This window comes from Rhodococcus sp. H36-A4 (assembly GCF_027158005.1).
Taxonomy (GTDB): Bacteria; Actinomycetota; Actinomycetes; order Mycobacteriales; family Mycobacteriaceae; genus Rhodococcoides.
This window is the reverse complement of record NZ_JAPVLQ010000007.1, coordinates 94,013-115,735: the sequence shown is the minus strand read 5'-3', so window position 1 is coordinate 115,735 and position 21,723 is coordinate 94,013. Positions and strand designations below refer to the sequence as shown.

Below are 21,723 nucleotides of genomic sequence, written 5' to 3'. Positions count from 1 at the left end.
GGCCCCGGGACGACCTCCGACCCAACTATATCGTGAAACGATACAAATGGAACGTGCGGCTCGAAGGCAACTGGCCCGACCCGACCGCAGTGAGGCCCGTTAGGCTAGGGGCCATGGGATCCAAAGGGCCGGCAGGCCGAGGCCAGAAGCGAGCAGCGAAAACCAAGGCTCGGCAGAGACGGCAGAACCCCGCTGGCACTCAGCCCGCATCGATCCCCACTGCTCTGCTCGATGATTTCGCCACCTGGCTCGAGCAAGGAGAGATGGCCGAGCACGCCGAACGAGTAGCAGGACTCACCGGCACTACTCTCACTCAGATGGCCAAGGCCAACCCTTCGTTCTCCGTCACCGCCTGGACGCCGAGCGACGCGCACTACCTCGTCGATACCGCCGAACGGGTCGAGGATTCCGACCCCGACAATGGGCATGCGGCCGCGCTCAACATCGTCCTCTGCGTGCTCGAGTTTCTCGCGTTCCTCGACGAAACCGAAGCGTGGACGGGCTCGGAGGATGATTTCGCGCACTGCATGGAAGACCTCAACGACTTCGTGTACAACGATCCCGACGTGCTCGAGCCAGATGACATCGAACTGCCCGAGGTCACCGCAGAAGAGGAGTCTGCAGCACTGGTGCCGCTGCCCTTGATCTCAGGTGTCGATGCTCTGGTGGCACGCGTCGGCTCCTCGATCGCCATCGCCGACGTTCCCGACCTGTCGACTGCCTTGGCGAATACCGACGATGTGACGGACCATCCGGCCGCAGACCTCACCGAATTGGACTACTGGGCTGCAGCCATCGCCTCGGAGGTACTCGAGGTCGAGGGCAGCAACGTGGTGCCGGGCAGGAATGTGGACGCCTTCGGATCGCGCTCGGTCGATGCGCTTCGAGATGTGCTGACACACCACATCCGCCATCAGCTCACCTCGGTCGAGGACGATGTATCGATGGCACTGTCCAACACATTCGCAATTCAGACGCTCCTCGCGGCGATGACAGACGACCTACCCATAGACAATGCCGAAGAAGACTACGAGGGACTAGAGGGCGAGGATCTGCGTACCGCACAGTTGATCGACTATCGGGTGCGTTCCCTCCAAGATCAAGGAATTCTCGTAACCGCCGAAGATGCACTCGAGGTACCGACTGCGCTGCGACCTGCAGTTCTACAAGGCATTCGCCTCGCGGAGCCCTTCGGTGAGCACGATCCGATGGAATCGTCCTGATCGGCCGGTAACAAAGCAGGGCGTGCATCCGACAAGGTCTTCGTACAAGCAGCCACCGCCGACGCAGTACCTGCGGCTGCCGCTTCCGGCGAGTGATCCCGTTAGCGGACAAGTTCTCGTGGCCTGCACCTCTAGTCCGATGCGAGGACCGCACAATGACCGAGCCCTATGTATTTCCCGGTGCCGCACGTCCAGAACGGCCGCGCCCCTTGCTGGGCAAGATAATTGCCTGGATATCGGTTGCCATCGGCGCTCTGGTTCTACTCGCCTCCCTCTCCGACTTCTCGTTCGCTGGACTCGTTGCAGGCGTGTGCATCATTGCCGCCGGTACGCTCTACGCGTTCGGAAAACCCTCACGTGGACGGGTTCTCTGGGCAACCCCGGCTATTGCGGCGCTACCCGCATTGGTCGCTTTCTCGATCATGACCCCGCCGCCCGCGTCGGATGAGATGGGCAGCTCACGGGCCTTTTCCGCTCCCTCGGTCTCTCAGGTGACGACCTCGACGTCGAGCCCGAAGACCACGAGCACTCCCCGCTCGACCACGACCAGTCCGCCCACGACGACTGCACCGAGCACGGTCGTCCCGCCGCCAGAGCCAGAAACTATCGACGCTCGACCTCCGGTGCCGACGACAACGCAGTATGTCCCGGCTCCGGCACCTGTGTACGTTGCCGAGCCAGAACCGGTGTTCGTTCCGCCCGCGCCCTTGGTCGCGGTGCCCGACGTCCCTTCCGCTGTCTCTTACGCGAATTGCACCGCCGTCCGGGCAGCCGGAGCGGCACCGATCTATGCCGGCGAGCCGGGATACAGCTCGAAGCTCGACCGCGACGGAGACGGCGTGGCTTGCGAAAACTGAAGCGCGGCTCCGCCTTCCGTCCATAATGTGTCGGTCTGCACGCGTTCGTCGACACGGGGAGGTTCGAGACCGCCGCTCTTGTCGGACCCCATCGCTACTGTTCCTCTCGTCAGGCGGATTCGGCCGCCTGACGAGAGGGAAGGCGTCATCGTGACGGACAATCGCAAGATCGACCTTCAGGACTCCATCGACGAAGCATGGTCGTCGTACGCCCAAGACCTGATGACGTTCGTATCGGATATGACGCGCCGTGAAACCCTCACGCTCACTGCGGAATCCGGACTCGATCGCGGGGACGGGGACAGCCCCTGGATCGCGCTCCAGGCCGCACACGACGGCACCATCGCTTGCACTGCCGTTCTGGGCAGTTATCTATACGCGGGTGTGGAACCGCCGGCCGGTGACGACGCGGCACTGTTCACTCTGGGGTGGGTCACTCCAGCACGAGAGACCGAGGTCGGCCAGCTCGTCAGCCGCTCGATGCTCGGTCATCGCGACAACGCCGAAGAAATGTCGCGTTCGATAGTCCGCGCGTTCCGCGAGGTCTGGAACGTCGCGCATCCGGCATTTCTGTCGGCTGCAACCGAGGGCGGAAATGGTCGACAGTTCCGAACTGCCGTCGATTGCCGCACAGTAGACGGCACGGCAGTGATCCCCCTCGACCTCGATCATCTGCGTTCCCTCATAGTCCAAACGGGCGATGCCCACTTCGATCTCGTTCGAGAATCGAACGGCGATATTCGGATCGACGGGTTCACATTGCCTGTGCACGTGTGCTTCGATCACGATGCGACGTCGGTCCGCATCCATGCACCGCTGGTCACCGGGGTGTCGCAATCGGCGACCCTGTCGCGAATGATGTCCTCGCTCACCAGTAGATGGAAGAACATCACCTTCGTCGTGGCCGGCGATCAACTGTTCGCGGGTATCTCGATCGATACTCGGACCTTCATCCCCCGCCAATTGACCGTGCAGGTCTATCGATTCGGGCATTTCCTCGAAGGTATCGATGCACCGTTCGCACTTCGTGTCGGTGGGACGGTCTTCGATCCAACTCATCGCCACGAAGATCCGCATCCACCGGTGACGTGGTCCGACGACGGAGGAACACTCGGCACACTCCGTGCAGCATGCGAATTGACCTGTGGGCCCGTGGATTCTGCGACAGTCGACGCCCTGTGCCGAAGCCAGGACGTCGAGGAGTTGGCCCAACGCGCACGGTGGATGGCGCAGCGCTTCCGCGATCACGCACATCGACTCGGAGACGAACGACGCATACGTGCAGCCGTCCTGTGTGACTCGTTCGCACTGAGCTGGACCTATGTTGCCGAGAGCCTGCACCGAACGCACCGGCCCGCGCGACAGCTCACCCCCCGGCCCGAGCAGATTCAGCTCTTCGATTCGCTCGACGAACCCGGACTGTTCGATGTGCACTAGCTCGTAGACATAACTCAATAGTGCGCTAATCTGGGCGGGTGGCTACCCAGGATCACCCCGACACCCCACTGACGGATTATCCGCGGCCGTCGGTTGCCGTCGATGTCGCAGTACTGACGGTACGAGAGAACGTGCTGTGCGTCGTCGTCGTACCGTCACCTCGGGGTCGTGCGCTACCCGGAACCTTCCTACATCCGGGCGAGCGACTGGCAGATGCCGCCGAACGCGCCCTTCGCTCCAAAGCAAGCCTCAGCGGCCTTTCATTTCATCAAATCGGGATGTTCGACGAGCCGGACCGGGACGATCGTGGCTGGGTGCTGTCCATGGCGCACGGGGCGGCAGTGGCCTACGAAAACCTGGTAGCCGAAGTCGATCTCGTGGAGATCCGCAACGGATCGCCGATCTCTGAACTCGCGTTCGACCACAACGCCATGGCGGCGCTGTCGGTGGTAGATCTGCGTGAGCGATACGGTTCGAGGGTGGACCCAGCGCACCTGCTCGGATCCACCTTCACCTTGCTCGAACTCAGGAGACTCTATGAGGTCGTCTACGGCAAAGAGCTTCCCAAAGACACTTTCAGGCGACATGTCGCGGGTGCACTGATCGGCACCGGCGAGTCCTCGAACACGGGCGCCGGCAGGCCGGCCGAGCTGTACCGCAGAAACCCTGACGCTCGGCTGCCGGAGTCCGCTGCGGCCCTCTTCAAAAGCTGAGGCCCGGCGTGGGGTTAGCTCAGCAACCGGGTTGTCAGCTTTGCTCCCCGTGCGGAAAAGGCCACCACCGACACCACCTCGACTCGGCTGTATGCACCGACGATTGCTGCAAGCTGTTGCGCTATCGCATCTTCCAGCGGCCAACCGTACGATCCGCCCGAGATCAACGGAAAGGCCACAGTTCGCGCACCGAGCGAATCAGCGACCGCCAGACTGCGTACGTACGCAGCCCGTAAAATGCCGGAGCGATCCTCGTGCGCCGAATAGCGTGGACCCACCGCGTGAATTACCCACTTGGCGGGCAACAGCCCTGCCGTCGTGGCCACTGCCCCACCGGGTGCAAGACCGTTGGGTAGGGACGTATTCCGCAAAATCTTGCATTGGGCAAGCACGTCCGGCCCACCCGATCGGTGGATGGCCCCGTCCACTCCTCCCCCACCGAGCAGCGTCGAGTTCGCCGCATTGACGATGGCGTCTACGCGCACTTTGGTGATATCGCCTTCGATGACATCGATAATGGTCATGGTGTGTCTCCTGAATTGGCCACGATATCGCCGGCAATCGCGACGAGATCGTTCGCGGTGAGTTTGGGATATCCATGGAGCATCGCCCGCCAACGCGTCGGCACAGCCGACGCGCCCCATTTCGCCCCTAGCAGTCCGCCCGCAATTGCTGCAGTCGTGTCGGTGTCACCACCGGCAAGAACGCACAATTCGAGGGCCTCTACAAGGTGCTGTGGTCCACCCTGGTCTGCTCTCACGATCGCCCACCATGCAGTCTGCAGCGCGTGGACGACCCAGCCGTTGTTCGGAAAGTCCGACGGTTCACCGCGCTCGGCCGCGTCGAGGAGTGGCCGCCAAAACGCTGACGATTCCGCAGAGTCGACCCACAGCCGAACGCCGTCGAAGTTTCCTTCGAGCACGGCATGGCGGATCGCGAACGACCACATCTGGCACGCTTGGGCGGCACGCGGGTCGGAGTGTGTCAGCGCACTGATTGCGGCGGCCGCCTCGACACACCTCGTTGCACTGTCGAGATAACGGAGTGCGACCGGGGCTGTCCGCATCAACGAGCCGTTACCGCCGGTTCTGCCGGTGAGCGCATCTGCACACCTGGTCATCTCCGACGCACTTGCACTTCGGTGTCGCAGCACAGCCCGCGTCTGGTTGCCGATATCTGCTGGATTTGTGTCGTACCAGGCGAGGAAGTTCGCGGCGACGGCGTCGAGGCCGTCACCGGTTCCAACGTCTGCGCCCTCTCGTGACGCCAGAGCGATGGCAGCGGCCATCGACGTGTCGTCGGTCCATTCCCCCGGGGCCCAATCGAATGTTCCGCCACCGATCATGTCGACGGTGGTGCCCGGTACCGGGTGTGTGAACTCATACCCAGCGCCGAGCGCATCTCCTGCGGCGGTGCCCAGTAGCACGCCTTCGGCGCGATCGGCTTGTAGCGGCGTAACTTTCACTTACTGCTCCCTTAGCTCGATTCTGCGCTTACATTAGCGCAGAATCGCGCTAATAGCCAAATCAAGGGAGGTGAGAAGGGTAGCGGCAGGAGCCGGCCGGCAAAGGTACTTCCATTTACTGATACGACGAGTTACATTAACTCCCACCTTCGAACCAACCAAGGAGCAGCGATGACACTTTCGTCAGCACCGCGCACGCGATCGGCGGATACCGACGCGGACGCCGAGCAGTACAACGAGACGCTTCGACTCCTGTCCGAAGGATCCGTGGACAAGCATTTCGATCCGTACGTCGATATCGACTGGGATTCTCGCGAGTTCGAAGTTACCAAGGACGACCGCCGATGGATACTCCCGGCGACAACAGACCCGCTCGGCGGCCATGCCTGGTATCAGGCGCTACCGGAAGACCGTCAGATCGCTATCGGTATGTGGCGCCAAGCCAATATCGCCAAAGTCGGATTGCAGTTCGAGAACATCCTCATTCGCGGGATGATGCAATACGTATTCTCGCTGCCGAACGACTCAGCCGAGGCTCGCTATTGCACCCACGAGTCGATCGAGGAGTGCAATCACACCCTCATGTTCCAAGAGATGGTCAACCGCATCGATGCAGACGTGCCAGGTATGAACCGTCCGATGAAGTTGATCTCCCCGATCATCCCACTGTTCTCGACGCTGTTGCCCGAACTGTTCTTCGTCGGGGTCCTCGCCGGCGAGGAACCGATCGATCACATCCAGAAAGCGTTTCTACGATCGGGTGCAGAGATTCATCCGATCATGCAGAGCGTCATGGTCATTCATGTCGCCGAGGAAGCCCGTCACATCTCGTTCGCGCACCAGCTCTTGCGTCGCCGGGTGCCGAAGATGTCCAGGGTCGGACGCTTCTTGCTGTCGTTGGCATTCCCCATCACCATGCGGATCCTGTGCGACGTCATCGCCATTCCACCGAAGAAGTTCTGGCAGAAGTTCGACATTCCGAAGTACGTCAAAGACGACTTGTTCTGGGGCACGGAACGATCCCAGCACACGTTGCAGGACTATTTCGGAGACGTTCGCATGCTGGCCACAGACACCGGAATGATGAATCGCTCGGCAAAGCTATTGTGGAAGGTGTGCGGAATCGATGGCAGAGCGTCGCGCTACCGCAGCGAACCCGATCGCAGCTCCAGCCAATTCGCAGCCTGAGCTTCGAATTCACTTCTCTCCACTAAGCCGGGTCGCAAGTCAGGAAGTTCATGCCTCACATCGTCACTCAGTCATGCTGTAGCGACGCGTCATGTGTCTACGCGTGCCCTGTCAACTGCATTCACCCGACGCCGGACGAGCCTGACTTCCTGACGGCCGAGATGCTGCATATCGACCCGTCCTCGTGCGTCGACTGTGGTGCCTGCGTCTCGGCGTGCCCGGTGGATGCAATCGTGCCCAAAGCCAAGCTCACCGAAGCGCAGTTGCCGTTTCTGCAGATCAATGCAGATTTCTACAAGCGGGAACGGCCTGCGCGTCCGTTGCTTGCACCGGTGTCACCGGCTCCGGCAGTCACCAGAGAGCGCCAGCCGCTTCGCGTGGCCATCGTCGGATCGGGACCTTCGGCGATGTATGCGGCCGATGAACTTCTCACCCAGCCTGGTGTGAAGGTCGACGTCTACGACCGACTGACCCGGCCGCACGGCCTGGCACGATTGGGCGTAGCGCCGGACCACGAAAAGACCCGTCAGGTATCTCGACTGTTCGACACCATCGCTGCGCAGCCTGGATTCCGGTTTCATCTCGGTGTCGAGGTGGGAGAGGACATTACGCACCAGCAGCTGTTGGATCAGCATCATGCCGTGATCTACGCAGTCGGTGCATCTTCGGATCGGGAGTTGACGATTCCCGGCGCCAAGCTTGCCGGTCGTGGGTCGGCCACCGACTTCGTCGCCTGGTACAACGGTCACCCCGACCATGCCGATCGCCACTACGACCTGTCCCACAAACGTGCGATCGTCATCGGCAATGGAAACGTTGCCCTCGACGTGGCCCGAATCCTGACGATCGATCCCGACCGCCTCGTCGGCACGAACGTGCCCCATCACGCTCTGAAAGCATTGCGAGAGTCCAAGATCGAAGAGGTACTGGTGGTCGGCCGGCGCGGCATCGCACAGTCGGCTTTCACGGTTCCAGAGTTCGCCGGCCTACTCGGCACCCCGGGGGTGGACGTTTCGATTCATCGCGACGAGATTGTGCTCGACGCAGCCACGGTCGCACTGACCGAAACCGACGAGCTCTCGCATGCAGTCGTTCAGAAATTGCGCCTGCTGCAGAGACTCGAAGGCTCGGAGGGAAGAGGCGGTAAGCGAATCATGCTGCGCTATCTCCTCTCCCCCAAGCGAATTCTCGGTGATGCGGTAGTGACCGGTGTCGAGTTCGATCGCATGGCACTCGACACGGGCATCGACGGCACGGTTCTCAGCGTCGCGACGGGTGAAGTCGAGACCGTCGACACCGGACTGGTTTTGACGTCGATCGGCTACCGCGGTGTGGCGATCGCGGGTGTGCCGTTCGACGAACAAGTAGGAATCATTCCGAACGATGATGGCCGTGTCCTCGAATCACCGGGCGGTGCAAAGTTTCCCGGAACCTATGTCACCGGCTGGATCAAACGGGGGCCGTCAGCATTCATCGGTACCAACAAGTCGTGCGCACAGGGAACCGTGTCAAATCTGGTCGCCGACTTCAATTGCGGCATGCTCGCCGACATCGGCTCTCCTGCGCCCCTGAAGCGGCGCAGTTGGCTGCGCCGCCTTTGACCGGACGGTGTGTCAGTCGGGAATCATGTCGAACGTGTCCGGGTTCGGCCCGGTACGCCCATCTTCACCACGATCGAGAGCGGTGATCGCATCCATATCGGCGTCACCGAGTTCGAAGTCGAAGATGTCGAAGTTCGCCCTGACACGGTCCGGCGTCACCGACTTGGGAAAGATGATGTCGCCGCGCTGCACATGCCAGCGCAGCACAACCTGCGCGGTCGATTTGCCGGTCGACGACGCGATCGACGCGAGCACCGGATCTTCGAGAACCTTGCCTTGCGCAATCGGCGACCAGGCCTCGGTCGCGATGCCGTGTTCACGGCCGTAGCGTCGAACATCCTCGTTCGCCAAGTACGGATGCACCTCGACCTGGTTGACTGCCGGAACGGTATCCATTTCCTTCGCCAGCCGCTCGAGGTGCGCCGGCTGGAAATTGGAAACACCGATGCTGCGCGCGCGGCCGTCCTTCGCGAATTCTTCGAGAGTCTTCCACGTCGAGACGTAATCTCCGTCGTATCGCGTCGGTAGCGGCCAGTGGACGAGGAACAAGTCGACGTAGTCGGTATCGAGGTCGGACAGCGTCTTGTCGAATGCCGTGCGCGCATCGTCCGGGCGGTGATATCCGTTGTTGAGCTTGCTCGTCACGAAGACGTCACCGCGGCTCAGGCCGGACTCCTGCATCCCCTGCCCGACCTGCTTTTCGTTACCGTACATCTGGGCTGTATCGATGTGGCGATAACCGATATCGAGGGCAGTCTTCACTGCCTCGGCGGTCTTGTCCGGTTCGATCTGAAACACACCGAAACCCAGTTGAGGAATGGTGTGTCCGTCGTTCAACGTGATGGTGGGGACAACGCTCACGAGTGTTTCATCTCCGTTCGCAATCGAATACTGCACTCGGGTACCCGCGGAAGCAAGATCTACACGGATCGGGTCGTAGGTGAGACGCCTAAGCGATCCCGTGATGCAGTTCGGCGACGTCGGGGTGCGCTCGCGTACGCGACTTCCAGGCATTGGCACCATAGGTGTCGAAGATCGGATTGTTCGGATCGGCCTCGACCCCTGCGGACTTCGTCGCCAACTCTTCGGGCAGCGACACGATCGGAATGACGGCGTCCAGCGCGGGGCTGAGAAAGAAGGGGATCGAAATTCGGTCGGCGCCGGCTCGAGGTGCTTGCACTCGATGTCGCGTCGCACGCAGATAGCCTTGCGTCGCAACTTCGAGCAGTTCGCCGATGTTGACGATGAATGCGCCGTCGACGGGAGGTACGTCGATCCATTCACCCGCCTCGATTTCGACCTGCAATCCCACCGAGTCCGGTTCTACGAGGAGGAGCGTGAGGACGCCGGAGTCCTTGTGTGCACCGACGCCCTGCGGATTGTCGGAGCTTCCGGGGTACCGGACGATCTTGATCAAGGACGCTGGACTGTCTGCGAATGCGTCGTCGAACACGTCTTCGGAAGCGCCGAGTGCCGACGCCCAATGCCGCAGGACTCGCAACCCGAGTTGGGACATGATCACTTCCCAGGATTCGAACGCGGGCTCGAGAGCTGGGAGTGCAGACGGCCAGAGGTTCGGTCCTTGGAGATTCCAATAGCCCTCGGCGCCGTCGATAACAGGCCGTTCGGGGCCGATATCTATCTGTTCACGCCAATCGACTTCACCGTTGGTCAGCTCGCCCCCCAGGCGTGAGTAGCCGCGGAAGTGTGGGCTGTTCAGCTGCGAGATCTCGTCCTTCTCCTCCGGCGCGAGGGCGAAGAACGAGCGAGCGAGTCGAAGGACTTCCTCGCTGCGAGCCGGCGGCACACCGTGGCCCACCAGGTAGAAGAAGCCGAATCGATGTGCAGCGTCCAACAGGGCGGCCCGGAAGCCGTCCGGATCGGTGTCGACGAGTGACATATCGAGAACGGGAAGCATGCATTCCATTATCGACGCTTCCGTCTGCTCTGTCAGACGCTCGATGCCTGCCGTGCCTCTTCGAGGAGATAGTCGCCCATGTCGGCGCTGTGGGTCATTTCCCAGTAGTCGACGATGCGCCAGGGCAATGTCGATACGACCCGTCCAGCGTCGTTTCGGTACCAGTTGTCCATCCCCGGGTGCGTCCAGATCATGCGCGAGTGCGCCTCGTCATGTCGTCGTACGTAGTCTTCTTCGACTTCGGGCTTGCACTCGACTGCACCGATTCGATTGTCCGACATGTATTTCAGGACATCCATGATGTAGCGGACCTGACATTCCGCGATGGTGATGTAGCTACCGCCGTGCCCGAGGACGGTTCCGGGCCCGCAGGTCAGGAAGAGGTTGGGGAAGTCCGGCACGGTGATGCCCAGGTGCGCATGAGCGTCCTCGGGGCCCCACCCGTCGCGGATCGATCTACCAGAGCGGCCGCGAACGTCGATGGGTGTCAACAACTTGTGCGTCTCGAAGCCGGTTGCCAGGATGACGACATCGACCTCGACCTCGGTCCCCTGCTGTCCCCGCACTGTGTCAGCACCGATCGAGGCGACACCTTCGGCCACCAGGGTGACGTTGTCACGGCGAAGGGCAGCGAACCACCCGTTGTCGAGCAACATCCGCTTGCCGAACGGGGGGTAGTCCGGTAGCGACTTCTCGATGAGATCCGGCCTGCCTTCCAGCGCGTTCTCCAGGTATCGGGTGAATACTCGGCGGTGCGCGTCGTTGATCGCGTTGACCGACTGTGCAGGGTTCTCCCACTCCGGATCGACCTGCAACGACGGGTGGACGCGGTCGTTGAAGTTCCAAGCAAGTCGCGCTCGATACCAAAGCCTATACAGCGGAACCGTCTCCATCAGATAGCTGACGTCGTCGTCTATGGGGGCGAAATAAACGTCACTCGACGCCACCCACTGTGGCGAGCGCTGGAACACCGTCGCGTGACCCACCGTCGACGCGATAGCAGGAAGCACCTGCATTGCGCTGGCACCGGTGCCGACTATGGCAACGCGCTTGCCCGTCAGGTCGAGACCCTCGGGCCACTCTGCGGTGTGGAAGATCGGTCCACGGAACGAGTCGAGGCCGGGTATGGGGGGAACCTTCGGGCGATTGAGTTGGCCGGTGGCTGTGATGACCACGTCTGCCGTCAATATCTCGCCGCTGGTCGTGGTGACCGTCCACCGCTGGCGCTCGGAGTCGTACACGGACGTGGAGACCTCGGTGTCGAATCGGATCCGGTCCCGAAGGTCGTGATCGGTAGCCACATCGCTGAGGTACTGCCAGACCTCGTCGCGCTTGCCGAAGTGTGTGCTCCACGCTCGTGGGGCGAAGGAGTACGAGTAGAGGTGGCTTGGAGTGTCGACGCCGGCTCCGGGGTACGTGTTCTCGAACCATCCGCCGCCTACGTCGGAATTCTTCTCCAGGACAACGTGTTCGATCCCGGCTTCACGCAGCTTGATGGCCGCGAGCATGCCCGACACCCCGGCCCCGATTACGATGACCGACAGCTCACTGCGCGTGACCTCCTGATCCTCGATCGGCGTAAAGCCCATGTCCTCGGCGATCATCGACGCGAATTCCGGTGGCACGGACTCCCCTACCGCGGCACTGATCATCTCCACGAGTTGTTCGCTGGACGGCGACGGAATCGCGGAGGGCGTGCCGTTCGTCCGGTCGGAGATGGCGTCGAGTGCGGCCGATCGAATGGCGTCCGCAACGTCGGGCGCAAACCCGCCTGCGTCGTTGTCGTCCATCCCACGACTGCGGGTCGGGCGATATGGGGCCTCGAGCCAGGCGTGATCGCCGGTGAGTTGATACAGCACTGCGACCAGGCTCGGCATGTTTGCCGAGTCGAGCGCCCGAGCCAGCCGGTCGCGATCGACATCGTTCACAGGTGCAGACATGAAAGACCTCCTTCAGCGCCCGAGGAGAACGGACCATTGAAACTAACCACAGTTAGGCAAATTTCCGCAAGCACTTCAGGTATCTGGCTGGAGCCACAGAATTGCCACTTGACAATGTGGCATACACCACACAATGCTTCAGGCACTACCTAACAGTGGACAGGCGAAGGGATTCAACATGGAGCTCACCGAGGCAATGCGCACGACCGGAACCTGCCGGCGATACCTCAGCGATCCGGTCCCCGACGAGGTGTTCAGAAAGGCCTTCGACGTCGCCCGCTTCGGACCCCAGGGCGGTAACCGACAGCCGGTGCGATGGATCGTCGTTCGCGACGCAGCTCGCAAACAGACACTCGCCGAACTGTATCTGCCGATGTGGGATGCCTACTTCTCCGGTATCACCGGCGGAACAGTGGCCGTCGGCGCCCTCCCGAAGACAGTGCAGGACGCCGACTTCTTCGCCCGTCACCTGGCCGAGGTACCCGCAATCGTGGTCGTGTGCGCTGCAGAAGATGGACTTCACCCCACCGATCACGAACTCGGCAGACTCTCCGTCGTCGGTGGTGCGTCGATCTATCCGACAGTGCAGAACCTGTGCCTGAGCCTGCGAGACCAGGGAGTTGCCACCGCAGTGACCACTCTGCTGTGCGCCGAGGAACCCAAGGTGCGCGAGCTGTTGGAGATTCCAGAGGGTTACATCACCGCCGCACACATCGCCGTCGGGTACCCCGAGCGTTCGTTCCCCAAGAAGCTGAGCCGCGATCCCGTCGAGCAGATAGTCGCCCTGGATACGTTCTCCCAGCCGATGTTCGAGCAAGCCCTGTCCCCCTCGCTCTGAGCCAACCGAATTCTCCAGGAGAAGACACGTGACCGGCACTGCCCAGCATCACCGTTCCATGATCGGCCGAGCCACCATCGGAGATCAACTCCGTCGACACGCGCGTACGCAGCCGAACAAGACCGCGTTCATCAGCTACCGAGCCGACGGTGAACGCCTGGTCACCACGTACGGGGAGCTCGACGCCCGGGCAAATCAGTTCGCGAACCTTCTCCTCGAACTCGGTGTGCGGCACGGTGACCGAGTCGCGTCGATGGCACGCAACAGCGTCGACGTCGTCATCGCGTACTACGGCACCCTCAAGATCGGTGCCGCGTTCACGGGCATCAACGTCATGTATCGGTCCGCGGAGGTGCGGCACCAACTCGAACATGCAGAGCCAACGGTGGTGGTCGCCGACGTCGAATTCGCCGACACGATCTCCGGCGTCAAGCCCGAGTCGACGACGCTCGTCACGTTCGGCGCACAGTACGAAGAACTGACGGCGCAAACACCGTTGACCGATCCCGAAGTCGAGATGGACGAGAACGACGTCGCCATGGTCATTTACACCTCCGGCACCGAGGCCGCACCCAAGGGCGTGATGATCCCGCATCGCAACTTCCTCATCTCCACCGCGCCTGCATGGAGTTGGGGTCTACGGACCGGTCCCGAGGACACCTGGCTGTTCGTCATGCCGTTCCACACCATCGCCGGCCTCGGATCGATGACCACGCTGACCCTCATGGGCGCAACACTCGTGCTACCTGCAACCGCCGACCCGACACAGTCGCTCCAGATCATCGCCGACGAGAAGGTCTCGGTGATCGCCCAGACACCGACATTCTATATGGCGCTAGCGCGAAACCCGTCGTTCGGCACCGCGGCCGTCGGGCAGGTTCGACGCTGTCTGACCTACGGTGGCCAGGTCTCCCCGCACACAATCGATGCGTGGGCGAGCGCTGCACCTGAGGCGATCTGGGGCACCTACTGGGGGCAGTCCGAACTTTCCCAACTGGGTTCGGTCGGCTGGTTCTCCACCCTCGACGACATTCCCGGTGGCGACGCGTCGTGGATCGGTAAGCCGGTCACACACCTCGAGGTCAAGGTCGTCGACGCTGAAGGCAACGACACCGAGATCGGCGAATTGGTCTGTCGCACTCCGTCGGTGATGCTCGGATACTTCAAAGACGAGGAACGAACCGCCGAAGTTTTCCGTGGCGGCTGGGTCCACACAGGCGATATGGTGCGTGTCGACGCAGACGGAAATCTGTTCTTCTACGATCGCATGAAGGACATGATCAAGACCGGGGGAATGAATGTATCTTCGCAAGAAGTCGAACGCGCCATTCACGCACACCCGGAGGTGCTGCGTGCCGCCGTCGTCGGAGTGCCTGATCCCTATTGGTCCGAGGCAGTGACAGCATTCGTCATTGCGCGTGAGGGGTGCACCCCCGATCCGCAGGCCATCATCGAGCACTGCCGGATCGAACTGGCGACCTACAAGGCTCCGAAATCCGTGCACATCGTCGAAGAACTACCCGTCGACGCGCAGGGCAAGATCCTCAAGAGGAACCTTCGAACCATGGCCACCGCGGCGGAGGAGCCCGTATGACCGCACCCGACCGAGAAGCCGTCGTCCCACGCCAGATCCGAACGCAACGCCGCCGCGAGGACATAGCGTCGAAAGCGGCAGAGATCTTTGCTCGCGACGGGTACGCCAACGTCGGCATGCGTGACATCGCCGACGCAGTCGGGATCCGCGGGGCAAGCCTGTACCACCACTTCCAGTCCAAGGAAGACATCCTCTTCGCAGTCTGCCTCACCGTCACCGAGGAGCCCTCAGAAGAGAATCTGCCGCTGCTCGACGCACCGGGCACGCCCACAGAACGATTGGCCTCGCTGGTGCGGGCACATCTCGTACACCTCAACCTCCGACGCGTCGAGTACATCGTCGGGCTCCACGAGCTGGCCTCGCTGACGCCGGAACATCGAGCCACGATCGAGGACTACCGGCGTCGATACCAACGACGCGTGCGCGAGGTCATCGCCGCCGGTATGCGCTCCGGGGAGTTCACGGTGTCCGATGCCCGCGTGTCCGCCTTCGCGGTGACGGACATGCTGAACGGAATCAGCAACTGGTTCCATGACGGAGGTGATCTGAGCATCGAAGCCGTCGCAGACACCTACGTCGATCTCGCCGTGCACCGACTGCTCGGCGCGTCGAGCAATGGTTGACGGAGACTGGGAACCGGGCTTTCGTCAGGTACGCGATGCGTTGGCTGCCGACATCGACTCGGGTGCGGAACTCGGCGCCTCGGTCGTCGTCGACATCGACGGCCGCCGTGTCGTCGATATCTGGGGCGGGCACAGCGATTCTGCTTGCACTCGTCCGTGGGTTCGAGACACGATCACCAATGTCTGGTCGACAACCAAGACGGTCACCAACCTCGCCGCATTGATGCTGATGGATCGCGGACTCCTGGACCCCTATGCACCGGTTGCGAAGTACTGGCCCGAGTTCGAGGCCAACGGCAAACAGGATATCGAGGTGCGGCACCTGCTGTCGCACACATCCGGCGTCTCGGGTTGGGACGCACCGTTCACCACCGAGAACATGTACGACTGGGAGCCGGCCACTTCTCGATTGGCTGCGCAAGCGCCGTGGTGGGATTCGCGCACCACGTCCGGGTACCACGCCGCGACGCAAGGGCATCTCGTCGGCGAACTCGTGCGCCGCACAGCGGGTAAGACGTTGGCGCAGTTCGTCGCCGAAGATATCGCTCGCCCTCTCGGCGCCGACTTCCAGATCGGTGCTCACGAGCAGGACTGGGCACGCATCGCCGCCGTCGTGCCGCCACCCGTGAGCACTTCGTCGAAGATTCCCGACCCGTCGAAAGTGCGACGCCGGACCTTCCTGGGCCCGCTGATCGACGCCGAGTCCGCGAACACCGCGCCCTGGCGCCGCGCCGAGCTGGGTGCGCTCAACGGTCACGGCAATGCTCGCTCCGTCGCGACGATCTTGTCCGCGCTCTCACTCGGCGGAACGGTCGACGGTGTACGTCTGCTCGGACGCGACGCGGTAGAGCTTGCGTTCGACGAGCAGAGTAGCGGCGTCGATTTGGCCTTGGGTGTGCCGCTTCGTTTCGGGATCGGATTCGCGCTGCCCCAATTGGAGACGGTTCCTTACATTCCTGACGAGAAGATATGTTTCTGGGGCGGATGGGGTGGGTCACTGGTCGTCATGCACCCCGAGAGCGGAATGACGTTCTCTTACATGATGAATCGCATGGGTGAGGGGATCATCGGATCCGATCGAGCTGAGCACTATCTACAGGCCACGTACGCCGCGCTGGGCGCGAGCTCATGAGAAGAAACTCGACGAGTCGAGAAGAGCAGGAAGAGATGCGATGACTGTCATCAGTACCGACAAAGACGAGAAGAACCTCGTCTTCACGATCGTTGCCGAGTTCGACGCGCAAGTCGAACGCGTCTGGCAGATCTGGGCAGACCCGCGCAAGCTCGAACTGTGGTGGGCTACAAATACGTCGCCGGCGACGTTCGAGACCCATGAATTCGAACCAGGCGGGGTGGCGCACTACTACATGCTCGGTTCCCACGGGCAGAAAGTTCGGGGACGGTGGTCGATCACCGCAATCGATGCTCCGCGAACCTTGTCCTTCGACGACGGGTTTGCCGACGACAATTGGGAACCCATAGAAGACATGGGCACTGCGCACGCCGTCGTAGTACTGATGGACATCGACGGTCGGACCCGGATGACTACGACGATGACTTTCGATACCGCGGATCAGATGCAACCCATGGCTGAGATGAAGATGGATGAGGACTTGGTGACAGCAATGTGCCAAATCGACGGAATCCTCGCAGAGCCGACTGCCTCGTAGAACACCGGGCGGGCACGGTGTTCCGCTCGCACCGGATTGGGCGGGAATCCACTTGCTCGGCGTGCAGGTGGCACATCGTGCTCGCACTCCATGTGAGAATCTCCACCATGACCGAGAACATGCATCATCGACTGAACTACATCGAGTTTTTTCGTGACCGATCTCCCTGGTGCCCAAGCGTTCTACCGAAACGCATTCGGGTGGGATTTCAATAGCTACGGCCCTGGGTATGCAGGGATCGTCGGTGCCGACGGCAATGAAGTGGGCGGCCTGGCGCTGGTGGACGAACCTGCACCGAGGGGCGGCCCACTCGTACTCTTGTATTCCGATGACCTCGATTCGACGTTGGAGTCCGTACGTACAGCCGGCGGCATGCTGCTGAACGACCCCTACGAGTTTCCCGGCGGTCGACGCTTTCACTTCACCGATCCCAGTGGCAACGAACTCGGAGTTTGGGGCCCGTGATGGACATCGGGGCTATCCGCGGTATGAATTCGGATCCTCTGGCACTGCAAACACCAGATCGGCTTGCTCACGCGCCCCTGCAACGATATTCGAGTTGGGAAGATCCACTCGTTCGGTCCACATACGTGCATCGGCGAGCGCTTTCCCGTGACGACGCTGTCTGCTGATCAATCGTTCGGTGAGAATGCTCTGTGAGACGTCGAGGTACCACACCTCATCGAGTGCCGGTCGAACACGCTGCCATCCCCCGTCCGCGGACAGCAGGTAGTTGCCTTCGGTGATGATCAGAGCAGTGCTGCGCAGAATCGGCACTGCTGATCCGACCGATTCCTCCAATCCGCGATCGAATCGGGGTGCGTAGACCACCTCGGAGTCCTGCTTGCGTAGGCGCCCGAGCAAGGCGACGTACCCGTCCACATCGAACGTGTCGGGCGCCCCTTTGCGGTCGCGCATGGAGAGTCTGTTCAGCTCGCTGTTCGAGAGGTGGAATCCGTCCATCTCGACGATCGCGGCCTTCGCTCCGAGCACCTCGCCGAGAGCCTTACACACCGTCGACTTTCCTGAGCCGGGGGGACCGGTGATACCCAAGATCTTTCGTTCGCCGGAGCTGATCGAGTCGCGAGCTCGCTCGGCCATGTACTCGAGCATCCGATCGAACGATTCCGCGCGATACACCGGTTGATGCTTGCTCACTCCAGAACTTTCCTCTCGGCAGGCTCGGGCGCGCACGCCACCGGCGAAATACCACCCACACATCCATCATGCCCTGCACCGGCAGGATCACCTTTCGGCTCCCCGAGCTTGACGATCACAACCCCGAGCAGAATGAGGCCACCACCGCACACCTGTACGAGCCGCGGTGTCTCACCGAGCAAGAGCCATGCGAATACGAGAGCGGACAGGACCTCGGTAAGCCCGACGAACGAGGCGAGGCGCGAGCCGAGCCTGCGGATCGCAGCGATTCCGCAGACGTACGCGAGTGCGGCTGTGACCACGCCCAACAATGCGATCGACACCCACCAGGGCACGCTTGCACCGGCAAGGATCACATTCGAGGTGGTGGCGGCGAACGGCACGATCCCGACCAACCCCGCCAGCATCAGGATCATTCCGCCGAACAACAGCCCACCCGCCGCGAGCGCCAACGGCGGTAGACCGTGCCCTTCTTCGGCCGACATGATCCAGTAGACGGCTGCTCCGGCCATCGCACCGAGCGCCCACAGAACTCCGATCGGGTCGATCGCTGCACCCGAGATCAAGTCGAGCACGAACACCAGTCCGACCGCCGCCACTGCCGCACCGAAGACGGTCTTGACCGTCGGACGTTGCTTGTGGCGCAACCACATCCAGCCGATGACTGCGACAGGCGAAGTGAATTCGATCAGTAGTGCAACACCGACCTGCATGTAACCGACAGCGTTGAAGAACGCGAGCTGACATCCCGCGACCGCGATCGCCCCGTACGCGACGATGGTTCCCAGGCTGCGGGGTACGAGATTCCAGCGGCCCCGCATCGCCAAGGCACCGGGAAGAGCAAGGACCGCTGCTGCGATCAGAACTCGCGCGGTCACCGCGGCCCCAGCAGTCCAACCGGCGTCGAGAAGCCCCTTTGCCAGTGGTCCGGAGAGGCCGAACGCCGCGGAGGACACTACGGCCAGGCCGAGTCCCGAGGCCAACCGGGAGGTTGGCTGCACGCGAATGTCATCGGTCAAACTCGTCATGGCACCTTACGTTAAGGATTGCGATGTAAGGTGTCAACATGATTTTTGCTCATGACACCGAAGGGGCGATGCTGTCCGCTGTCGTCTTGGTGAACTCGGCGGAGGATCCGGACACGATGACGACGCTCGCACAACTGTCAGCGTTCTTCGTCGAGCAGGGCTACACCGGCAGATTCGACGGCGATCTCGCCGAGCTCGACGCAGTACGCGCGCTGCGGCCACTGTTACGAGAAATGCTCATCAGCGACCGCGACGGCGCCGTGGTGATCGTCAACCAGATCCTCGCCGACGCCGAAGCACTGCCGCGGCTGGTCCGACATGGAGACGTCGACTGGCATCTACATGCGGTGAGCGATGACAGACCTTTGGCCGACAGGATCGCCGTCGAGACTGCCATGGCGATGATCGATGTGATTCGTGCCGACGAACTCTCCAGGCTCGACGTCTGCGCGGCCGACTGCGGCGGCATCGTGTTCGACCTTTCCCGCAACCGTTCCCGCAAATTCTGCTCTTCTTCCTGCGGAAACAGGACTGCGGTCGCGGCGTTTCGCGCCAGGCGAGGCGGTTCGTGACGGTCGGCGAGCCCGAATCATCCAAGGAAGTAGATTTCTTTCTCAGCTGATGTCGATCGATTCTCGACCCGTTCGACGTATAGGTAGAGGACCGAAGAGGACGTCCCGCAAGCAGAGGAGAACCGAAATGAAGTACATGTTGATCATGCGCACCACCGACGAGGCCATCGAAGCGTCCAAGGACATGGATTTTGCCGAGATCATCAACGCCATGGGTGCGTACAACGAGTCGCTACTCAAGGCCGGGGTACTCCTTGCGGGTGAAGGATTGGCGGGGCCGGAAGAGGGCTTCATCGTCGACTTCGATGCCGAGACACCGGTCATCTCCGACGGCCCGTACGGAGAGACCAAGGAGTTGTTCTCGGGATTCTGGATCATCCAGACCTCGTCGAAGGACGAGGCCGTCGAATGGGCCAAGCGCTGCCCGCTCGGCCCCGGAGTGAAGCTCGAGGTCCGTCGCGTCACCGAGATGGAAGAGTTCGATCAGAGCAACGAATACATTCGCAAAGAAGCGGGTTGGCGCGAAGAGCTCGGCACCGATCGACCTGTTTCTTCCTGAAACTATGACCGCAGATGTTCGACGCGAGATCGAGGCCGTGTGGCGGATCGAGTCGGCGAAAATTCTCGCCACGCTCACCCGAACTGTCGGCGATCTCGATCTCGCCGAGGATCTTGCCGGACAGGCCCTGCTCGAAGCCGTGGAGCAGTGGCCCACTTCGGGCGTTCCCCGCAACCCGGCCGCATGGCTGACGTCGGTCGCAAGAAGGCGGGCGATCGACGGATGGCGCCGCAAGGATCGACTCGACGAGCGGTATGCGCACCTTGCCCGGGCGTTGGACAACGACGCCTCGGCAGTCGAAAACGAGACGTGGGATCCCGACCGTATCGACGACGACATCCTGCGGCTGATCTTCATTGCGTGCCATCCGGTTCTCAATCGAAAAGCTCAGGTGGCATTGACGCTTCGAGTAGTCGGTGGGCTGACAACCGAAGAGATCGCGAAGGCGTTTCTGATACCGACAACGACGGTTCAGCAGCGCATCGTGCGGGCCAAGAAGACGCTCACCGCGGCAAAAGTCACATTCGAGGTTCCGGAGCGTGCGGAGTTTGCCGGCAGGCTCGGAGGGGTCCTCAGCGTTGTGTATCTGGTATTCAACGAGGGTTACGCAGCCAGTTCGGGTGAGGAGTGGATGCGCACCGACCTCAGCAACGAAGCGCTGCGGTTGGCACGCATCCTGGCCGAACTGGTTCCGCACGAGCCCGAAGTACATGGCTTGGTAGCGTTGATGGAACTGACTGCGTCACGGTTCGGCGCTCGCACCGACCCCGACGGTGTGCCGATTCTGTTGTCCGAGCAGAACCGCACAAGGTGGGATCGCGGGCAGATCACCCGAGGCCTGACGTCGCTGGCACGCGCCGACGCTATCGGGCGTGGTCGCGGCCCGTACAGCCTGCAGGCAGGGATCGCGGAATGCCACGCCGTCGCGGCGACTTTCGCCGATACCGACTGGAAGCGAATCGTGTTGCTGTACCAGGCATTACAGCAGCTGGCGCCCTCGCCGGTCGTCGATCTCAATCTTGCAGCAGCTCTCTCGATGGCCTACGGCCCGGTCATCGGCCTGGAGTACGTCGACAAGCTCGTCAGTGCGGGAACGCTGTCCGGTTACCACCTGTTGCCGAGTGTGCGAGGAGACCTTCTTGCCCAACTCGGTCGAATCGACGAAGCACGCATCGAATTACTCGAGGCTGCAAGGTTGGCGGGCAACGAGCGTGAGCGAGCGGTGTTGACCGCCAAGGCCGCCGGACTTGGAAGTGCTCCGCGGTGATCGACGAGACCTCGATTGGGTGCAGGCAGCACTGCCTTGATACTTCGACTCGGATACTATGACGCGCAGCAT

Annotated in this window: 21 protein-coding genes and 1 pseudogene; 15 read left to right on the top strand and 7 right to left on the bottom strand. The window is 61.8% G+C overall.

Annotated features, from left to right (window positions below):
- Positions 1-113: 113 nt before the first annotated feature.
- The 4 genes from O1W68_RS19145 (at position 114) to O1W68_RS19130 (ending at position 4,230) form a co-directional block, all read left to right on the top strand.
- Positions 114-1,223 carry a hypothetical protein gene (locus O1W68_RS19145; RefSeq protein ID WP_269306262.1) on the top strand — a complete coding sequence of 370 codons (1,110 nt, stop codon included), beginning with the start codon at positions 114-116 and terminating at the stop codon, positions 1,221-1,223.
- 155 nt (positions 1,224-1,378) lie between these two features.
- Positions 1,379-2,080 (top strand): excalibur calcium-binding domain-containing protein, encoded by a 702-nt coding sequence (locus O1W68_RS19140; protein WP_269306259.1) that lies wholly within the window; start codon positions 1,379-1,381, stop codon positions 2,078-2,080.
- Positions 2,081-2,230: 150 nt separating this feature from the next.
- Positions 2,231-3,517 (top strand): T3SS (YopN, CesT) and YbjN peptide-binding chaperone 1, encoded by a 1,287-nt coding sequence (locus tag O1W68_RS19135; protein WP_269306258.1) that lies wholly within the window; start codon positions 2,231-2,233, stop codon positions 3,515-3,517.
- Between the two features lie 38 nt (positions 3,518-3,555).
- Positions 3,556-4,230, top strand: a complete 675-nt coding sequence (locus O1W68_RS19130) for an NUDIX hydrolase (RefSeq protein WP_269306256.1) — start codon at positions 3,556-3,558, stop codon at positions 4,228-4,230.
- A gap of 14 nt (positions 4,231-4,244) precedes the next feature.
- Here the strand turns inward: O1W68_RS19130 and O1W68_RS19125 are convergent, their stop codons facing one another.
- Both O1W68_RS19125 and O1W68_RS19120 read right to left on the bottom strand, forming a co-directional pair.
- A complete protein-coding gene (locus O1W68_RS19125; protein WP_269306254.1) occupies positions 4,245-4,754 on the bottom strand; it encodes an O-acetyl-ADP-ribose deacetylase in 510 nt (169 codons plus the stop codon).
- Positions 4,751-5,695, bottom strand: coding sequence for an ADP-ribosylglycohydrolase family protein (locus O1W68_RS19120; protein WP_269306252.1), 945 nt, complete (start codon positions 5,693-5,695; stop codon positions 4,751-4,753). Before O1W68_RS19120 ends, O1W68_RS19125 begins: the two co-directional genes overlap by 4 nt.
- A 171-nt stretch (positions 5,696-5,866) precedes the next feature.
- Between O1W68_RS19120 and O1W68_RS19115 the strand changes: the two genes are divergently transcribed.
- A complete protein-coding gene (locus O1W68_RS19115; RefSeq protein WP_269306250.1) occupies positions 5,867-6,883 on the top strand; it encodes an AurF N-oxygenase family protein in 1,017 nt (338 codons plus the stop codon).
- A gap of 50 nt (positions 6,884-6,933) precedes the next feature.
- A complete protein-coding gene (locus O1W68_RS19110) occupies positions 6,934-8,484 on the top strand; it encodes an FAD-dependent oxidoreductase (protein WP_269306248.1) in 1,551 nt (516 codons plus the stop codon).
- 12 nt (positions 8,485-8,496) lie between these two features.
- Here O1W68_RS19110 and O1W68_RS19105 read toward each other — a convergent pair whose 3' ends face one another.
- The 3 genes from O1W68_RS19105 to O1W68_RS19095 all read right to left on the bottom strand — a co-directional run bounded on the left by O1W68_RS19105 (position 8,497) and on the right by O1W68_RS19095 (position 12,342).
- Entirely contained in the window at positions 8,497-9,345 is an 849-nt protein-coding gene (locus O1W68_RS19105) for an aldo/keto reductase (protein WP_269306246.1), read from the bottom strand.
- An 88-nt stretch (positions 9,346-9,433) separates the two neighbouring features.
- A complete protein-coding gene (locus tag O1W68_RS19100; RefSeq protein WP_269306244.1) occupies positions 9,434-10,402 on the bottom strand; it encodes an isopenicillin N synthase family dioxygenase in 969 nt (322 codons plus the stop codon).
- Between the two features lie 32 nt (positions 10,403-10,434).
- On the bottom strand, positions 10,435-12,342 hold the full coding sequence (locus O1W68_RS19095; protein ID WP_269306242.1) for a flavin-containing monooxygenase: 1,908 nt from the start codon (positions 12,340-12,342) through the stop codon (positions 10,435-10,437).
- Positions 12,343-12,520: 178 nt separating this feature from the next.
- On the opposite strand from O1W68_RS19095, the gene O1W68_RS19090 reads away from it, so the two are divergent.
- The 6 genes and pseudogenes from O1W68_RS19090 to O1W68_RS19065 all read left to right on the top strand — a co-directional run bounded on the left by O1W68_RS19090 (position 12,521) and on the right by O1W68_RS19065 (position 17,532).
- Positions 12,521-13,180, top strand: coding sequence for a nitroreductase family protein (locus tag O1W68_RS19090; RefSeq protein WP_269306240.1), 660 nt, complete (start codon positions 12,521-12,523; stop codon positions 13,178-13,180).
- A 58-nt stretch (positions 13,181-13,238) separates the two neighbouring features.
- Positions 13,239-14,774 carry a class I adenylate-forming enzyme family protein gene (locus O1W68_RS19085; RefSeq protein WP_269306318.1) on the top strand — a complete coding sequence of 512 codons (1,536 nt, stop codon included), beginning with the start codon at positions 13,239-13,241 and terminating at the stop codon, positions 14,772-14,774.
- Entirely contained in the window at positions 14,771-15,397 is a 627-nt protein-coding gene (locus O1W68_RS19080; RefSeq protein ID WP_269306238.1) for a TetR/AcrR family transcriptional regulator, read from the top strand. Before O1W68_RS19085 ends, O1W68_RS19080 begins: the two co-directional genes overlap by 4 nt.
- Positions 15,390-16,529: a serine hydrolase domain-containing protein gene (locus O1W68_RS19075; RefSeq protein WP_269306236.1), complete on the top strand. Its 1,140-nt coding sequence runs from the start codon at positions 15,390-15,392 to the stop codon at positions 16,527-16,529. The genes O1W68_RS19080 and O1W68_RS19075 overlap by 8 nt, the downstream gene beginning before the upstream one ends.
- Before the next feature lie 40 nt (positions 16,530-16,569).
- Positions 16,570-17,067: an SRPBCC family protein gene (locus tag O1W68_RS19070; protein ID WP_269306235.1), complete on the top strand. Its 498-nt coding sequence runs from the start codon at positions 16,570-16,572 to the stop codon at positions 17,065-17,067.
- 107 nt (positions 17,068-17,174) lie between these two features.
- Positions 17,175-17,532 (top strand): annotated as a pseudogene (locus O1W68_RS19065) (VOC family protein).
- A 12-nt stretch (positions 17,533-17,544) separates the two neighbouring features.
- On the opposite strand, the gene O1W68_RS19060 reads toward O1W68_RS19065, so the two are convergent.
- Together O1W68_RS19060 and O1W68_RS19055 are read right to left on the bottom strand one after the other, a co-directional pair.
- Entirely contained in the window at positions 17,545-18,225 is a 681-nt protein-coding gene (locus O1W68_RS19060; protein ID WP_269306233.1) for a nucleoside/nucleotide kinase family protein, read from the bottom strand.
- Entirely contained in the window at positions 18,222-19,253 is a 1,032-nt protein-coding gene (locus O1W68_RS19055) for an EamA family transporter (protein WP_269306231.1), read from the bottom strand. The genes O1W68_RS19060 and O1W68_RS19055 overlap by 4 nt, the downstream gene beginning before the upstream one ends.
- A gap of 38 nt (positions 19,254-19,291) precedes the next feature.
- Between O1W68_RS19055 and O1W68_RS19050 the strand changes: the two genes are divergently transcribed.
- From O1W68_RS19050 to O1W68_RS19040, 3 genes are all read left to right on the top strand, one after another.
- Positions 19,292-19,825, top strand: coding sequence for a CGNR zinc finger domain-containing protein (locus O1W68_RS19050; protein ID WP_269306230.1), 534 nt, complete (start codon positions 19,292-19,294; stop codon positions 19,823-19,825).
- Positions 19,826-19,952: 127 nt separating this feature from the next.
- The gene (locus O1W68_RS19045) at positions 19,953-20,384 is read left to right on the top strand and encodes a YciI family protein (RefSeq protein WP_269306228.1); all 432 of its coding nucleotides are present in this window, start codon (positions 19,953-19,955) and stop codon (positions 20,382-20,384) included.
- A gap of 4 nt (positions 20,385-20,388) precedes the next feature.
- Positions 20,389-21,651, top strand: a complete 1,263-nt coding sequence (locus O1W68_RS19040) for an RNA polymerase sigma factor (RefSeq protein ID WP_269306225.1) — start codon at positions 20,389-20,391, stop codon at positions 21,649-21,651.
- Positions 21,652-21,723 lie beyond the last annotated feature (72 nt).

Excerpts from the sequence above, each read along its gene's own strand:
- O1W68_RS19145 (WP_269306262.1), top strand. The coding sequence starts at position 114 with ATGGGATCCAAAGGGCCGGCAGGCCGAGGCCAGAAGCGAGCAGCGAAA.
- O1W68_RS19140 (WP_269306259.1), top strand. The coding sequence starts at position 1,379 with ATGACCGAGCCCTATGTATTTCCCGGTGCCGCACGTCCAGAACGGCCG.
- O1W68_RS19125 (WP_269306254.1), bottom strand. The coding sequence starts at position 4,754 with ATGACCATTATCGATGTCATCGAAGGCGATATCACCAAAGTGCGCGTA.
- O1W68_RS19115 (WP_269306250.1), top strand. The coding sequence starts at position 5,867 with ATGACACTTTCGTCAGCACCGCGCACGCGATCGGCGGATACCGACGCG.
- O1W68_RS19110 (WP_269306248.1), top strand. The coding sequence starts at position 6,934 with ATGCCTCACATCGTCACTCAGTCATGCTGTAGCGACGCGTCATGTGTC.
- O1W68_RS19100 (WP_269306244.1), bottom strand. The coding sequence starts at position 10,402 with ATGCTTCCCGTTCTCGATATGTCACTCGTCGACACCGATCCGGACGGC.
- O1W68_RS19095 (WP_269306242.1), bottom strand. The coding sequence starts at position 12,342 with ATGTCTGCACCTGTGAACGATGTCGATCGCGACCGGCTGGCTCGGGCG.
- O1W68_RS19090 (WP_269306240.1), top strand. The coding sequence starts at position 12,521 with ATGGAGCTCACCGAGGCAATGCGCACGACCGGAACCTGCCGGCGATAC.
- O1W68_RS19085 (WP_269306318.1), top strand. The coding sequence starts at position 13,239 with ATGATCGGCCGAGCCACCATCGGAGATCAACTCCGTCGACACGCGCGT.
- O1W68_RS19080 (WP_269306238.1), top strand. The coding sequence starts at position 14,771 with ATGACCGCACCCGACCGAGAAGCCGTCGTCCCACGCCAGATCCGAACG.
- O1W68_RS19075 (WP_269306236.1), top strand. The coding sequence starts at position 15,390 with ATGGTTGACGGAGACTGGGAACCGGGCTTTCGTCAGGTACGCGATGCG.
- O1W68_RS19070 (WP_269306235.1), top strand. The coding sequence starts at position 16,570 with ATGACTGTCATCAGTACCGACAAAGACGAGAAGAACCTCGTCTTCACG.
- O1W68_RS19055 (WP_269306231.1), bottom strand. The coding sequence starts at position 19,253 with ATGACGAGTTTGACCGATGACATTCGCGTGCAGCCAACCTCCCGGTTG.
- O1W68_RS19050 (WP_269306230.1), top strand. The coding sequence starts at position 19,292 with ATGATTTTTGCTCATGACACCGAAGGGGCGATGCTGTCCGCTGTCGTC.
- O1W68_RS19045 (WP_269306228.1), top strand. The coding sequence starts at position 19,953 with ATGAAGTACATGTTGATCATGCGCACCACCGACGAGGCCATCGAAGCG.
- O1W68_RS19040 (WP_269306225.1), top strand. The coding sequence starts at position 20,389 with ATGACCGCAGATGTTCGACGCGAGATCGAGGCCGTGTGGCGGATCGAG.